This window comes from Streptomyces sp. 4F14 (assembly GCF_048159485.1).
Taxonomy (GTDB): Bacteria; Actinomycetota; Actinomycetes; order Streptomycetales; family Streptomycetaceae; genus Streptomyces.
Window position 1 is genome coordinate 145214 of record NZ_JBLRVY010000017.1, and the last position, 14793, is coordinate 160006.

Genomic DNA, 14793 nt, shown 5'->3' on the forward strand with positions numbered 1-14793 from the left:
CTCCTCTCAGGCGCCGTGTTCCGCGATCAGCTCGCGGGCCGCGTCGAGGTCGTCGGGGGTCTTCAGGGCCAGTCTCGGTACGTCGGGCAGGGCGCGCTTGGCGAGGCCCACCAGGGTGCCGCCGGGGGCGGCCTCGATGATCGCGGTGGCGCCCAGCTTCTGGAAGGTCTCCATGCACAGGTCCCAGCGGACCGGGTTCGCGACCTGGCCGACGAGCCGCTGGAGCACCTCGGCGCCGGTCGCGACGGTCCGGCCGTCCTTGTTGGAGACGTAGACGGTGTTCGGGTCGCCCGGGGTCACGGACCGTGCCGCGTCCTCCAGCACCGACACCGCCGGAGCCATGTGGTGCGTGTGGAAGGCGCCGGCGACCTTGAGGGCGACGACCTTGCGCACGCCCTCCGGCTTGTCCTCGGCCAGCGCCGCGAGCTGCTCGGCCGTACCGGCGGCCACGATCTGGCCCGCGCCGTTGATGTTCGCCGGGGTCAGGCCCAGCTTCTCCAGATGCGGGACGGTCGTCGCGGGGTCGCCCCCGAGCAGCGCGGCCATCCCGGTCTCGGTGACGGCGGCGGCCTCGGCCATCGCGACACCGCGCTTGCGTACGAGGGACAGCGCGTCCTCGGGGGTGAGGACACCGGCCCACGCGGCGGCGGTCAGCTCGCCGACGCTGTGACCGGCGACCGCGCCCGGCGCGATGGCACCGAGTGCCGCGCCGGAGACGATCCCGGCCGCCACCAGCAGCGGCTGGGCGACGGAGGTGTCACGGATCTCGTCCGCGTCAGCGTTCGTGCCGTAGTGCACCAGGTCGAGCCCGATGACCTCGGACCAGGCGGAAAGCTGGTCGGAGACACCGGGGAGTTCGAGCCAGGGGGTCAGGAAGCCGGGCGTCTGGGCGCCCTGGCCGGGAGCGACGAGTACGAGCACTCTCACACTCTCTCTTGGGGACGGGCACGGCCGCCCGTGGGGACAGGGACGAAGAACAGCAGGGGGTTTTGTGGAGCCCCGACAAAAGCCTAGGACTGGGGATCTCCGTCGGCCAGGCGCCCCAGGATCAGCGCGATCCGCAGAGTAAAGGCCGAGCGTACATCGGAGGGTGACCATCCGGTGACGTCAGTCACACGTCGGAGCCGGTAGCGCACGGTGTTCGGATGGACGAAGAGCATCCGGGCGGCGCCTTCGAGACTGCTGGCCTGTTCCAGATATACGGAGAGTGTTTCCAGCAATGCGGAACCGGCCTCTTCCAGCGGTCTGTAGATCTCCTCCACCAACTGACCGCGCGCGGTGGGATCGCCCGCGATCGCGCGTTCCGGGAGCAAATCGTCCGCCAGGACCGGGCGCGGGGCGTCCTGCCAGGCCGAACACGCCTTCAGCCCGGCCGTCGCCGCCTGCGCGGAACGGGTCGCCGTCTGGAGGTCCGGTACGACGGGTCCCGCGACGACCGGGCCCGCCGCGAACGGGCCGATCAGCGACTTGGCGACCGCGAGGGGGTTGTCGCTGCCGCCCGCGATGACGACGAGCCGGTCACCCAACACGCCGGTCAGCACCTGGAGTTTGGCGTGCCGCGAAGCGCGCCGGATCGCCTCCACGGTCAGCTCGGAGTCGCCGTCCGGGGCGGTGCCCAGCACGACGCACACATGCTCCGGGGAGTTCCAGCCCAGCGCGGCCGCCCGGGACACGGCGCCGTCGTCGGCCTCGCCGCTCAGCACCGCGTTCACCACGAGGGACTCCAGGCGCGCGTCCCAGGCACCCCGTGCCTCGGCGGCCTGGGCGTACACCTGCGCGGTCGCGAACGCGATCTCCCGGGCGTACACCAGCAGCGCCTCCCTGAGCACCCCCTCGTCGCCCGGCGCGGCCACCTCGTCGATCGCGGACTCCATGACCTCGATCGTCGTACGGACCATCTCGACCGTCTGCCGCAGCGTGATCGCCCGTGTCAGCTCGCGCGGCGCCGTCCCGAACACGTCCGTCGAGATCGCCTGCGGGGCGTCCGGGCGCCGGAACCACTCGGTGAACGCCGCGATGCCCGCCTGGGCGACCAGGCCGATCCAGGAACGGTTCTCCGGGGGCATCGCCCGGTACCACGAGAGGCTCTCGTCCATCCTCGCGATGGCCTGCGCGGCCAGCGATCCGGACGACTTCTCCAGCCGCTTCAGCGTGGCGGGGTGCGGGTGGGCCGGGGCGGCGGGCGGGGGGGTGGTGGGTCTGGGTTCGGGCACGGGTCCAAGGGTGCCTCATCCGGGCGGGGTGGTGCCGCACGGCCCTACCGGACCCGGCCAGGGGGTTACCGTGGGGGCGTGATGGACGTGCGGCGCGGGGACGCGCGCTACCGGGGCGGGGACGCCGGGCAGGGCATCGAGACTTTGCACGCTTTTTCCTTCGGCCCGCACTACGACCCCGACAACCTCCGCTTCGGCGCGCTCATCGCCTGCAACGAGGAGCGGCTGGAACCCGGCGCCGGCTTCGCCGAACACCCCCACTCCCACACCGAGATCGTCACCTGGGTCGTCTCCGGCGAACTCACCCACCGCGACTCCGCCGGCCACGAGACCGTCGTGCGCCCCGGCGACGTCCAGCGCCTGTCCGCCGCCGGGGGTGTCCGGCATGTCGAACGCAACGCGGGGGACGCCCCGTTGGTCTTCCTCCAGATGTGGCTGGCCCCCCTGGACCCCGGCGGCGACCCCTCGTACGACGTCGTCCGGGGCATCGCCGACTCCACCCCGTACGCCGTCCCCGGCGCGGGGGCGATGCTGCATGTACGGAGGTTGTCAGCCGGCGAGCGAACGGCCGTTCCCGAGACGGGACTTGGGTACGTCCATGTCGTGCGCGGCCGAGTCCGGGTGGGCGACCTGGAGTTGGCGGCCGGTGACGCCCTCCGGGTCACCGGCGAGGGGGAGTTGGAGCTGGTCGCCCTGAACGGCGGCGCCGAGGTGCTGATGTGGGAGATGAGCGGTCAGCCCACCGCGTTCTTCCACACCGTCACGTCGACGGTGACATAGCGGCTCGGGTCCTTCGCCGGGGAGCTTCCCCGGTACGTGACCAGCGCGATGTGACCGGCCGAGGTCGTCACGCACAGCCTGGTGCCCACGGGGACCTGGGGGAGCGGGAGTTCACGGGTGAAACGGGTCGCCGTCCGGCAGGTCTGGAGCGTGCCCTGCTGCCCGGCGTCCAGGACCACGACCTTCCTTCCCACACTGCCGATGAGTTCGTCGTCGTTGCCCTGGAAGAAGTAGAAGTCGGACTGCTCGCTGTTACGGGTGGAGACGCCGGGGTTCGTCGGCTTCGGCGGGGTGTCCGTGAAACGGAGGAAGTGGTTGATGGGGAGGTCGATTCCCTTGTAGGACGCGGGAGTCGGGTCCTTCGCGCGGGAGGGCGCGGTCACCTTCTTGTCGTCGCGGCCCGTGTCCGCTCCGGTCGCGTCGTCGAGGTTCAGGAGCACCTCGGCGCCCCAGAAGGCGAGGGGGATGACGACACAGGCGCCGATCGCGATCACCCGCCAGAGCTTGTTGCGGCGGGGCGGGGGCGGGGGGTACGGGGGACGCCAGGCAGGGAAGGGGGCGGGTGCGGGCGCCGGGGCCGGGCTGAGGTGGGTGGGGCTGTAGGGGCGGGGCGGGGCGTACGCCGGGTGGGTCGGTGGCTGGGTCGGCGGTCGGGGTGCGGGCGGGGCGCCGTACGGCTCGGGTGTCGCCGTGGGGATCTCCGCGCCGACCGCCGCCGGGAGCCAGTCCCCGGACTGGCGCAGCGGGGTGGAGGACGCCTGCTGGCACAGGGCGATCACCTCCGCCGGGGTGGGGCGGTTGCCGGGCTCCTTGTCCAAGCACCTTGCTATGAAGGCCAGTTCGGGCGGGAGGCCGGTGAGGTCGGGGGTCTCGTGGACGATCCGGTACAGCAGCGCGTGCGCCGAGCCCTCGCCGTACGCGCCCCGCCCCGTCGCCGCGAACACCGCGATCTGGCCGAGGGCGAAGACGTCCGACGCCGGGGTGACCGGCTTGCCGGCCGCCTGCTCGGGGGACATGAACGCCGGGGTGCCGGGGGAGACGCCGGTGCCCGTGAGGGCCGTCGCGTCCGAGGCGCGGGCGATGCCGAAGTCGATGACCCGCGGGCCGTCCGCCGCGAGCAGCACGTTCGACGGCTTGAGGTCCCGGTGCACGACGTCCGCGCCGTGGATCGCGCTCAGCGCCTCCGCGACACCGGCGAGCAGCAGCAGGACCGACGGCAGCGGGAGGGGCCCGTGCCTGCCGACGGCCGCCGCGAGGCTCGGGCCCGCGACATAGGCGGTGACCAGCCAGGGCCGGTCGCCCGTCACGTCGTAGTCCAGGACGGGCGCCGTGTAGAACCCCTGCACCCGCTTGGCCGCCTCCACCTCCTGCCGGAAGCGCCGCCTGAACTCCGGGTTCTCGGCGAGTTCGGGGCGTACGGTCTTCAGCGCGACCGGATGCCCGCCGGGCGTGTGGGACAGGTAGACGGCGCCCATGCCGCCGACCCCCAGCCGCGCGGACAGCCGGTAGGGCCCCACGACTTCGGGGTCACCGGCCTCCAACACCTCGAAACGGCCGTCCTGTTGCCCCGCGCCCATCGCTCCCCCGAGATCACCGAGTCGTGTGGGGACGAGGTTAGCGGAGGGGTTGTCAGGCCTTGGTCTCCCCGAGCACCCGGTCCGTGAACGCGGGCCACACCTCGGCCGCCCAGGAGCCGAAGGGGCGGTCGGTGAGCGCCACGCAGGCGAGCCCCGCGTCCGGGTCGATCCACAGGAACGTACCGGACTGGCCGAAGTGCCCGAAGGTCCGCGCCGACGACGAACTTCCCGTCCAGTGCGGGGACTTGGCGCCGCGGATCTCGAAGCCGAGGCCCCAGTCGTTGGGGTTCTGGTGGCCGTAGCCCGGCAACACGCCCTTCGTGCCGGGGAACTGGACGGTCATCGCGTCCAACACCGTACGGGGGTCCAGGAGTCGGGGCGCCTGCACCTCCGCCGCGAACCGGAGAAGGTCCGCGACGGTGGAGACGCCGTCCTTCGCCGGCGAGCCCTCCAGTACCGTGTCCGCCATGCCCAGCGGCTCCAGCACCGCCTGGCGCAGATACTCCGGGAACGGGATCTCCGTCGCCTTCGCGATGTGGTCGCCGAGCTGCTCGAAACCGGCGTTGGAGTAGAGGCGCCGGTCGCCGGGCGGGGCCATCACACGGTGTTCGTCGAAGGCGAGCCCGGAGGTGTGGGCGAGCAGATGCCGTACGGTCGCCCCGGGCGGCCCCGCCGGTTCGTCGAGGTCGATCGCCCCCTCCTCGTACGCGACCAGCGCGGCGTACGCGGCGAGCGGCTTGGTGACCGAGGCGAGGTGGAAGCGGTGGGCGGTCGGGCCGTGGGTGCCGAGGACCGCACCGTCGGCGCGGACCACACCCGCCGCGGCGGTGGGCACCGGCCAGTTCTCGATCAGGGCGAGGCTGCTCAGGGACATGCGGCGAGCCTACCTTCGCGATTCTTACTGTTTCCGCTTGCTTCGAGCCCACTCCAAGGTCATAGCTTGGGGGTATGACGGTGATGCAGACCTCGCCCCTGACCATCGAAGCCCCTGTCGACGTCTGCGCAGCACCCCCGCCGCCCCACCCCCGCCCCGACGGCCAGGACAGCTACACGATCAGCGAGGTCGTCGCGCTCACCGGCCTCACCGCGCACACGCTGCGCTGGTACGAGCGGATCGGACTCCTCGACCACGTCGACCGCTCCCACACCGGCCAGCGCCGCTACTGCAACCGCGACCTGGACTGGCTGGACTTCGTGACCAAGCTGCGCCTGACGGGGATGCCGGTCGCGGACATGGTGCGGTACGCGGAGCTGGCCCGGGAGGGCGAGAGCACGTTCGGGGAGCGGCGGGAGCTGCTGGAGTCGACACGCAGGGACGTCCAGGCCCGGATCGCGGAGCTGAACGGCACGCTGGCGGTGCTGAACCGGAAGATCCAGTACTACTCGGTGTAGGGCGAGGCGCGGGCCCGCGAGATCGACACCCCGTACGCGAACCCGGGCCCTGAAGCACGCCCCCGCCCAGGGCCGCGGCGCGCTATCCCCCTCCGGCAGCGCGCCACAGCCCTGGGCCTGACCCACTGTGACGCGCGCCGCGAACCGTGCGCGAGGGAGCTTTAGCAAAGTCACCCTGATTGGGGAACTTCCTTGACGTTGCGTCAGTTTCGTTGACAGGGAGGGAGTTGACTGGGCGTCAGGTGAATGTCAGATGTGCACCCCACCCCCGGCGGCGTCCGCGTTGGCCCCCCGCTTCGTCAGCAGCGCCACCAGCACCGCGAACACCGCGACCCCGGCGGCCACCAGCGAGGCGAGGCTCATGCCGGAGATGAACGTGTCGTGGGCGACGTCGGCGATCTTCGCGGCGACGGCGTCCGGCGTACCGGGGGCGACGGGAGCCGCGCCGACCTGGACCGCCTCGGCCGCCTGGTCGAGCTGGGCCGGGGTCATCTCGGGGAGCCCGGCGGCCTTCCAGTTGTCCGGCAGCGCGCTGTCGACCTTGGAGGCCATGACCGCGCCGAGGACGGCCGTACCGAGGCTGCCGCCGATCTGCATGGCGGCCTGCTGGAGGCCGCCGGCGACGCCGGAGAGCTCCATGGGCGCGTTGCCGACGATGACCTCGGTCGCGCCGACCATGACCGGCGCGAGGCCGAGGCCGAGGAGGGCGAACCAGGTGGACATGGCGAGGCTGCCGGTGTCGGTGTCGAGGGTGGAGACGCCGTACATGGCGAGGGCGGTGCAGGCCATGCCCCCGGCGAGGGGCACCCGGGGGCCGAACTTCGTGATCATCGCGCCCGCGAGCGGGGAGCCGACGATCATCATCCCGGTGAGCGGGAGGAGGTGGAGCCCGGCGTCGATGGGGCTGAGACCGTGGACGTTCTGGAGGTAGAACGTCACGAAGAAGAGGCCGCCCATGAAGGCGATGGCCATGAGGACCATGAGGACCACGCCGGCGGAGAGCGGTACGGAGCGGAAGAGGCCGAGCGGGATCAGCGGCTCCTTGACCTTGGTCTCCCAGAAGGCGAAGGCTCCGAACCCGGCGATGGCCAGCGCGAGGAACGCCCAGGTGAGCCCGCCGCCCCAGCCCCACTCGGGCGCCTTGATGAGGGCCCAGACGAGGCAGAACATGGCGCCGGAGAGGAGCCCGATGCCGGGGAGGTCGAAGGAGCGCGGCGCGTTTTCCGCGCGGTGGTCGAGGAGGATCGTCACGCCGAGGGCGAGGGCGATGACTCCGACGGGCACGTTGATGAAGAACACCGACTGCCAACTGACGTGCTCGACGAGCACCCCGCCGAGGATCGGCCCGCCCGCGGTGGACGCCCCGATGACCATGCCCCAGATGCCGATCGCCATGTTCAGCTTCTCGGCGGGGAAGGTGGCCCGCAGCAGGCCGAGCGCGGCCGGCATGAGCAGCGCCCCGAACAGCCCTTGCAGGACGCGGAAGACGACGACGGCGGAGACGCTGGAGGAGAGGCCGATCGCGCCGGAGGCGAGGGCGAAACCGGCCACGCCTATCAGGAAGGTCTGGCGATGGCCGAAGCGGTCGCCGAGTTTGCCCGCGGTGATGAGGGACACCGCGAGGGCGAGGAAGTAGCCGTTCGTGATCCACTGGACCTGCGCGAACGTCGCGCCGAGGTCCTTTTGGATGGCGGGGTTGGCGATGGCCACGATGGTGCCGTCGAGGGCGACCATCATGACCCCGACCGCGACGGTGATCAGCGTGAACCAGGGGTGGCCGCGCAGCCCCGCGCCGGGCGGCGAGCCCGCCGGGGCCGTCGGTGCCCCGTCCCCGTGGCCCGCCGCTTCGAGGGTGGTCTGACTAGTCATGCCTCCTACGCTAGTGACAGCCACTGACAATTGACGAACCGATTCACAAGCCGGTGACTGACACGTATGAGAACACTGCGCGAGCGCAAGAAACAGCACACGAGAGACGCCCTGGTCAGAGCCGCGCTCGCGCTCTTCACGACCCAGGGTTTCGACCGCACGACCGTCGACGAGATCGTGGCCGCCGTCGAGGTCTCGCAGCGCACCTTCTTCCGCTACTTCGCGAGCAAGGAGGACGTCGCCCTGTTCGTCCCCCGCATCGCGGAGGAGCACTTCGTGGAGTGCCTGCTGGAGCGCCCGCCCCATGAACACCCCTTCGAGGCGATGCGCGAGGCCCTCAAGGAGAGCCTCGGCACGATGGACGAGGCGATCGAACGCGTCGTACCGATGGAGCTGTACACGCACGGCTACCGCACGATCGAGGAGACGCCCGCCCTGTTCGCGGCGCATCTGCGGCGCTCGGCGGAGCTGGAGGAGCACATCGCGGGGATCATCGCGGAGCGCGAGCGGACGAACCTCGCCACGGACCCCCGGCCGCGCCTGGTCGTCGCGCTGTTCAGCGGGGTGATCCGGGTCGCGGAGCGCGGCTGGGCCGGGGAGGAGGGGACGGACCTGGCGGCGATGCGGGAGCGGACCGCGCTGTACCTCGATCAGGTGGGACCCGAGCTGATCGGCGTCTGGCGAAAGGGCTGATGGCGGGCGGGAGTTGGCTGTTCGAAGCGCTTCCCAGGCGCTCGGTGACCGAAACGTGATCCCTGTCACTCGGGGCCCCCGAGACCCTTTCGTTCTCCTAGTGTGTCCCCTCAGTGACTTCCTTCGACTCCTCTCCCCAGATCGGCGTCTGGCGCGCACTGCTCGCGCTGGCCGTGGTCTTCGTGATGCTGTCGACGACCGGCTGGACCGCTCTGCGCTCCCAGCCTTCCGACAGCGCCCTCGAAGCCTCCCGCTCCGCGTGGCGGCACGGCTTCCTCGACGGCCGCCTCCTCCCGGACCCCGACCAGGCGCCCGCCCGCCTGGCCCGCTTCTTCGCCGCGCTCACCGCTCCCGAGCGCAACAGCCTCGCGCACACCTATCCGCTGGCCGTCGGCAACATGAACGGCGCCCCGGTCAGGCTGCGCTACCGCGCCAACCGCATCGCGCTCGGCCAGGCCGCCGCCGTCGAGGCCGAACGCATGCACGACCCCCGGCTCACCGCCGACGGCCAGCGCGAGGCGGGCCGCCGTATGCACCGCTTCGAGGCGATGGCCGGGGGCGGGCGGCAGATCCTCGCCTTCGATCCCGAGGGCAGCGGCCGGGCCGCCGAGGTGTTCGGCGACCTGACGAGCGCCGCCAGGGTCTCCGTCGTCGTCCCGGGCGTGGACACCGACCTGCTGACCTTCGAGCGGACGGTCAGCAAGTACCGGGCCCCCGTCGGCATGGCGCAGGCCCTGTACGCGGCGGAGCGCGCCGTCAGCCCCCGGACCGGCACGGCCGTGATCGCGTGGGCCGACTACACCGCCCCCGCCGGGCTCGGCATCGAGTCGGCGACCGCGATGCGCGCCGAGGACGGCGCCGTACGTCTGAACGCGCTGCTGCGGGCGCTGCCCGGGAAGGCGCCGGTCTCGCTGTTCTGCCACAGCTACGGCTCGGTCGTCTGCGGGGTCGCGGCGCACGCCATGCCCGCGCGGGTCGCCGACATAGCGGTCGCCGGGAGCCCGGGGATGCGGGTCGAGAAGGCGTCCCACCTGCACACCTCCGCGCGCGTGTGGGCGATGCGGGACGCGGACGACTGGATCCAGGACGTGCCGTACCTGGAGCTCGGCGGGCTCGGGCACGGTGAGGACCCCGTGTCGGTGGGGTTCGGGGCGCGGCGGCTCGCGGCGAAGCAGGCGCGCGGGCACGCCGGGTACTTCGAGCCCGGCACGGACTCGCTGCGCAATTTCGCCGAGATCGGGACTGGCGCGTACCGATCGGTGGTGTGCGCCGACGATGACACGGCCTGCCGGGCGGGTTTGTCCGCCACTACCACGGCCGGACGCGCGTAGAAACAGCAGGAACTGCGGTGTGCGCAGGGAGGGGACGAAGATGCGGGTCCCGCATACGATGAGCCGCATGGGTGATGTACTGGCCGGTTCGCATGCCGCCTGGGAGTTCGAGTCCGACTCCGTGCTCATCCGCTACGAACGGGGGATGCGGGCGCCGAAGCTGTTCTCGGCGCTCGGTGAACGGCGTATCCCGCTCGCGGCGGTCGAGGGCGTGTCCCTGTCCCCCGGCAGGCGCGGGACGGTCGTTCTCCGGCTCGACCTGCGCGAGGGCGCCGATCCGCTGCTCGCGGCGGCCGAGGGCCAGCTCAAGGAGGGCTCCGACCCCTACCGGCTCGTCCTGCCCGCCGAGCGCGACGCCCTCGCGGAGTACTACGCCGAGGAGGTACGGGGGCTGCTGACCAGGTCGGGCCCGGCGGAACGGTTCCTCGTCGAGGCCCCCGAGGTGCCGCTCTCCTTCAAGGCGTACGACGCGAAGGCGTCCTTCGACGGCCGCGGCGTCCGCTTCCGCTGGTTCTGGACCGGCGCGTCCTCCGCGAAGTGGAAGGCCGGCGACCAGTCCTTCCCCGTCTCCGAGCTGACCGGCGTCGAATGGCGTTCGCCGGAGGTCTTCGAGGGGCATCTGCGGCTGCTGCGCGGCGAGGCGTCGCCCGTCGCCGTCCAGCCCGACCAGGACCCCGCGGCCGTCGTCTTCGGGCTCGGGTACGGGCCGGTGCACGAGTCGCTGCCGTTCGCCGCCGCCGTCCTGGCCGCCGTACGCGGGCAGAAGCCGGCGGCGGTCGTCGCGGCGCCCGCCCGGCGGGACCCGGCGGACGTCGCCGAGCGCATCCGGCACCTGGGGGAGCTGCACGAGGCGGGGCTCGTCACGGACGAGGAGTTCTCGGCGAAGAAGGCGGAGCTGCTGGCGGAGCTGTAGGGGCGGGGCCTGTCAGGCTGGGAGCATCCAGCTCGGTCCGTCCGGGGCGCCGAGCCAGACGGTCTGGGTCTCGTCGGTGACCGTCATGCCGAAGGCCGTCTGATCGGGTGCTCCCGCTGCCTGCCAGGTCCTGAGGGCGTTCTCGACCTGGCCCCACAGGCGCAGTGGTCCGTGCTGGTGCACTTCTGCCGACGCGGAGTCGGTCCACGCCTGGGACCCGGTGGCCACGTCCGACAGGACGACGTCACCGCTGACGCCCGCGGTCCGGAACTCGGCGGACGGGGCGGCCAGTTGTGCGACGAACAGTCCTGTCCAGTCCTGGAGGACGCCGGGATCTGCTCGGGTGGCGCGGACGTCGCCGGAGAGCCGGTGGAACAGGGGGCGAGGCGGGCGTTCGTGGGGGCGGGCGAGCATGTAGGAGACGTGGTCCCGCTCGAAACGGCCGGTGGCCGTCCCTTCGTCGTCCAGGGTGAGGCGGATCAGCCCTGAGGCGAGCATCCAGCCGCTGAGGGTCGTGGTGATGGATCCGCCGTCCCTCAGTTGCCACAGCCAAGGGCGGGGGACGGACCGGACGGCGCACGTCGCTACGACTGCGTCGTATTCGGCGCCTTCCTGGTGCCCTTGCAGGCCGTCACCGGTGACCAGGGTGGGGGCGTACCCGGCACGGCGCAGGTGCTCGGCCGCATGGGCGGCCAGTCCAGGGTCGTACTCGACAGAGGTGACGTTCTCCTCGCCCAGCCGATGGCACAGGACGGCCGTGGAGTAGCCGGTTCCGGTACCGATCTCCAGGACCCGGTCGCCGTCCTTGATGCCGGCCGCCTCAAGGGTGCGGATCACCAGGGAGGGGAGAGTCGATGACGATGTGGGGTTCCCGGACCGCGCCGCAGCGGTGTCGGCCGCGTCGATGCCGTCCACCTGAGTCACCCAGGTGGTGTCGGAGCAGACGAGACGCAGCCACTCGTCCTCGGTCGTCCTGGCCCGGTGCAGGGGTTCCCACGTGGCTCCGACGGGCCGGAAGAGCGCGGTGTCGACGAAGAGTTCGCGGGGAGTCGCCTCGACGGCCACGCGCCACGCGGGGTCGGCGCGGGTATGAGTGCGTTCGCCATTCCTGGTCCCGTCTGCCTGTTCTGTACGTGCGACAGATGGTGACGGTGAGCGGCAGCTACAAGTACCCCTGTGAGGGGTACACCGCGGTCAGACGGCGGAACACCATTCGGCGAATGAGGTGAGGGCCTCGGAGTCGGCCCGTTCGAGGCGTCGGAGAGTTCCGGCGTCCTCGCGGACCCACGGGTGCTCCCGGGTGTGCTGGGGCGCGATGTGGCGGGCCACCTTGAGCGCCTCGAAGGCGTGCCCGGCGGCCTGCCCTGACCACAGATGCGCTCGGGCCAGGTCGATGTAGAAACCGCTCCGGCGCTCTGCGGGAAGGCTGGTCGGAGGTTTCCCCTTGCGTGCCACTTCCAGGGCTTTGCCGACATGGTCGTGACCGAGGCTGACGGCGACGGAGACTTCGTGGACACGTACGGAGTCGGGGCCGAACGCGGTGCCGTGGTACACGGCCTCGGGGAGTTGGTCGGCGAGGGCGCGGGCCTCGGCCAGGTGCATTTGCGTAGCGGCGAGATCGAACGCCCGACCAGCGATCACCGCTGCTCTCATATGGAGTGCTCCCCGGGCAGCGGACCGATCTGCCGTGGTCGGTGCCGGGGCCGCGTCGAGTGCCTGCTCCAGAGCCCGCAGGTCCGCCGCATGGGCGGACGCGGCGAAGAACGTCTCGGTGCGCACATAGGCCACGGAGGCCGTCAGCAAGGGGTCGTCGGCGTCGGGAACGACATGGCGCATGAGATCGACCAGCCGGGCGGAGAGGTCCCAGGCGCCCGCTTCGAAGGCGGCGGCGTCCGCCGAGCGGTATGCCGTGACCAGCAGAGCCGCGAGTGCCGCTCGGTCGGGGCCGCTGAACCGGTGGCGGGCGCGGGCGAGTTCGGCCAGCAGGTCGGGCAGGCGCCGGGCGATACGGGTGTAGTGCGCCGTGAGCCTCCAGTCCACAGTGGCCTCGACATCGGTACGCAGCTCCGGCAAAGGACGTACCGGGCCGTCCTCCGGGATCTCTTGCATGGCTAACGTGGCGGAAAGCGTCGGCAGTGCGGCATGGACGGCGGTCCGCGGGGCGTTGCGTCCGAAGAGGAGCAGAAAAGGGTCCACGCCGAGGGCGTCCGCGATCGTCTCCAACGCCGAATCCCCGACGCCGCGTTCACCCTGCTCGATCTTGCAGATCGTCCCCAGGGACAGATGCGCGGCGTTTGCGAGATCCTGTTGGGACATCTTGGGTCGCATGACGCTGCGGTAGTAGGCGACGCGACCACCCACTCCACCTCGGACGTGTGCGGACATGCTGGCTCCTGGCTCGGTGCAACCACCGCGAACCGTACTCGCGCAGGAACACTTCGTGCATGGAATCGGCCCGAACGCCTTCCGGGGCACTGGGGGTTGTGTGCGTCACTGCCTCGCGATGTCGACGAGTTGCGCGAGGCTGTCGATCCGCCAGTCCGCCGCCTCGACGACTTCGGGGGCGTCGGCCCAGAGGTGGCCCCATGGGCCGCGTCGCAGGTGTGCCGTTCTCAACCCGGCCGCTCTGGCGGGGAAGATGTCGTTGGCCGGGTGGTCGCCGACGTAGAGGGTGCGGTCGGCGGGTGCTTGGGACACCTTCAGCACCTGTTCGAAGAAGGCTGGTCGGGGTTTCGCCGTACCCCATTCCTCCGACGTGGCGATGAGGTCCGCCGGGAGGTTCAGGGCGCGGAGCAGGTCTCCGGCGAGTGCGGTCTGGTTGCCCGCGACGATCACGCGTACGCCTGCCTCGCGGAGTGCGGTCAGCGCGGGACGGACGTCGTCGTAGAGGTCCGCCTCCTCCAGGTGCTCGCCCTGGCCTGCCTCCGCGCGTCTGCGGTACTCGGCCCCGATGTCGATGCCGGGGCGTACGAGCCGTAGCGCTTCCGCGTTGTCGTGGCCCTGGGCCACCACGGCACCGACGAGTGCGGAGAGCGTGTGGCGGGGGATGCCCAGCCAGTCGGCCCATGCTCCCCAGTAGCGGTCGTCTCGGGTGAGAGTCTCACCTACGTCCAGCACGATGGTTTCCAGCACGCTTGGAAACTACAGCGGCTGAAGGAGAGACATGACCACGATCGCGGTGACCGGGCACATGGATCTGACCGAGGCGAGCGTGCCGCTGGTGCGGGACGCGCTGGGGGAGTTGCTCAAGGGGTACACCGACGGCGGGGAGCTTGTTGGGGTTTCGTGTATCGCCAAGGGGGCGGACTCCTTGTTCGCCGAGGCCGTGCTCGCTCTCGGTGGGCGGCTCGTCGTTGTCGTGCCGTCCCAGGACTACCGCGCGAACAAGGTCAAGCCCGACCACGCGGCGCTCGTCGAGGCCGCCGACGAGGTTCTGGTGCTGCCGTACGAGACCGCCGACTGGCATGCGTACGAGGCTGCCAACGCCGTGCTCGTCCAGCGGGCCGAGCGGCTCGTCGCCGTCTGGGACGGGGTGCCGCCGAGCGGGAAGGGCGGGGGGACCGCCGACACCGTGGTGGAGGCGCGGGAGGGTGGGGTGCCGGTCGATGTCGTGTGGCCGCAGGGAGCCGCTAGGGAGGAATGAATCAGTCCCGGCGGGTACCCGGCACCCTGAAGCGACCCCATGGACAAGGGAGTTGACTCATGTCGGGGTTTGGGCACGGGACACGTAAACACCCCCGCTCACGTGGCCGGATGGGGTCACGGGGTGGGCCGGATCGTGTGACGCTCGGGATCGCGGGGGTGGTGTGCGCGGTTGCCGGGTTCTTCGTGCTCGGGATCGTGCTGGGGCCGGTGGCCATGGTGTGCGGGTGGCTGGCCATGGGGCGGCGGTGGGCCTCCAGGGCCGTCGCGCCGCTCGTCGCGGTGATTCTGGGCGGGCTGGACACCGTGCTGGCCGTGCTGTGGCTCGCCGGGACGCCGGGGAACGGGTGGATGTAGGGCCTCGCCGACGGCCCGGCGCCGAC

The 14793-nt window shown here is 71.5% G+C and carries 14 protein-coding genes and 1 pseudogene; 7 read left to right on the top strand and 8 right to left on the bottom strand.

The window, feature by feature from the left end; translation table 11 throughout:
• Positions 1-6: 6 nt before the first annotated feature.
• A complete protein-coding gene (locus ACLZOT_RS27995) occupies positions 7-921 on the bottom strand; it encodes an ACP S-malonyltransferase (protein WP_416971862.1) in 915 nt (304 codons plus the stop codon).
• Between the two features lie 89 nt (positions 922-1010).
• Complete coding sequence (locus ACLZOT_RS28000; protein WP_416971863.1) at positions 1011-2213, bottom strand: PucR family transcriptional regulator; 1203 nt, start codon at positions 2211-2213, stop codon at positions 1011-1013.
• An 81-nt stretch (positions 2214-2294) separates the two neighbouring features.
• Between ACLZOT_RS28000 and ACLZOT_RS28005 the strand changes: the two genes are divergently transcribed.
• Positions 2295-2993 (top strand): pirin family protein, encoded by a 699-nt coding sequence (locus ACLZOT_RS28005; RefSeq protein ID WP_416971918.1) that lies wholly within the window; start codon positions 2295-2297, stop codon positions 2991-2993.
• Here the strand turns inward: ACLZOT_RS28005 and ACLZOT_RS28010 are convergent.
• Together ACLZOT_RS28010 and ACLZOT_RS28015 are read right to left on the bottom strand one after the other, a co-directional pair.
• Positions 2948-4570: a serine/threonine-protein kinase gene (locus tag ACLZOT_RS28010; RefSeq protein ID WP_416971864.1), complete on the bottom strand. Its 1623-nt coding sequence runs from the start codon at positions 4568-4570 to the stop codon at positions 2948-2950. The two genes, ACLZOT_RS28005 and ACLZOT_RS28010, sit on opposite strands and share 46 nt — an antisense overlap.
• Before the next feature lie 52 nt (positions 4571-4622).
• A complete protein-coding gene (locus tag ACLZOT_RS28015) occupies positions 4623-5444 on the bottom strand; it encodes a serine hydrolase domain-containing protein (RefSeq protein WP_416971865.1) in 822 nt (273 codons plus the stop codon).
• A gap of 74 nt (positions 5445-5518) precedes the next feature.
• Here ACLZOT_RS28015 and ACLZOT_RS28020 point away from each other — a divergent pair, with 74 nt between their 5' ends.
• The gene (locus ACLZOT_RS28020; RefSeq protein WP_416971866.1) at positions 5519-5962 is read left to right on the top strand and encodes a MerR family transcriptional regulator; all 444 of its coding nucleotides are present in this window, start codon (positions 5519-5521) and stop codon (positions 5960-5962) included.
• A 249-nt stretch (positions 5963-6211) separates the two neighbouring features.
• Here the strand turns inward: ACLZOT_RS28020 and ACLZOT_RS28025 are convergent, their stop codons facing one another.
• Positions 6212-7831, bottom strand: a complete 1620-nt coding sequence (locus ACLZOT_RS28025; protein ID WP_416971867.1) for an MFS transporter — start codon at positions 7829-7831, stop codon at positions 6212-6214.
• Between the two features lie 66 nt (positions 7832-7897).
• On the opposite strand from ACLZOT_RS28025, the gene ACLZOT_RS28030 reads away from it, so the two are divergent.
• The 3 genes from ACLZOT_RS28030 (at position 7898) to ACLZOT_RS28040 (ending at position 10768) form a co-directional block, all read left to right on the top strand.
• On the top strand, positions 7898-8524 hold the full coding sequence (locus ACLZOT_RS28030) for a TetR family transcriptional regulator (protein WP_416971868.1): 627 nt from the start codon (positions 7898-7900) through the stop codon (positions 8522-8524).
• A 113-nt stretch (positions 8525-8637) separates the two neighbouring features.
• The gene (locus ACLZOT_RS28035; protein ID WP_416971869.1) at positions 8638-9855 is read left to right on the top strand and encodes an alpha/beta hydrolase; all 1218 of its coding nucleotides are present in this window, start codon (positions 8638-8640) and stop codon (positions 9853-9855) included.
• A gap of 58 nt (positions 9856-9913) precedes the next feature.
• Positions 9914-10768: a DUF4429 domain-containing protein gene (locus ACLZOT_RS28040; protein ID WP_416971919.1), complete on the top strand. Its 855-nt coding sequence runs from the start codon at positions 9914-9916 to the stop codon at positions 10766-10768.
• A 12-nt stretch (positions 10769-10780) separates the two neighbouring features.
• On the opposite strand, the pseudogene tgmC reads toward ACLZOT_RS28040, so the two are convergent.
• The 3 genes and pseudogenes from tgmC to ACLZOT_RS28055 all read right to left on the bottom strand — a co-directional run.
• Positions 10781-11839 (bottom strand): annotated as a pseudogene (gene tgmC / locus ACLZOT_RS28045) (ATP-grasp peptide maturase system methyltransferase); the annotation flags it as partial.
• Positions 11840-11962: 123 nt separating this feature from the next.
• Entirely contained in the window at positions 11963-13153 is a 1191-nt protein-coding gene (locus ACLZOT_RS28050) for a helix-turn-helix domain-containing protein (protein WP_416971870.1), read from the bottom strand.
• A gap of 105 nt (positions 13154-13258) precedes the next feature.
• Positions 13259-13900, bottom strand: a complete 642-nt coding sequence (locus ACLZOT_RS28055) for an HAD family hydrolase (protein ID WP_416971871.1) — start codon at positions 13898-13900, stop codon at positions 13259-13261.
• Between the two features lie 31 nt (positions 13901-13931).
• On the opposite strand from ACLZOT_RS28055, the gene ACLZOT_RS28060 reads away from it, so the two are divergent.
• The gene (locus ACLZOT_RS28060; protein WP_416971872.1) at positions 13932-14411 is read left to right on the top strand and encodes a hypothetical protein; all 480 of its coding nucleotides are present in this window, start codon (positions 13932-13934) and stop codon (positions 14409-14411) included.
• 59 nt (positions 14412-14470) lie between these two features.
• Positions 14471-14767, top strand: a complete 297-nt coding sequence (locus ACLZOT_RS28065) for a small hydrophobic protein (protein WP_416971873.1) — start codon at positions 14471-14473, stop codon at positions 14765-14767.
• Positions 14768-14793: the final 26 nt, after the last annotated feature.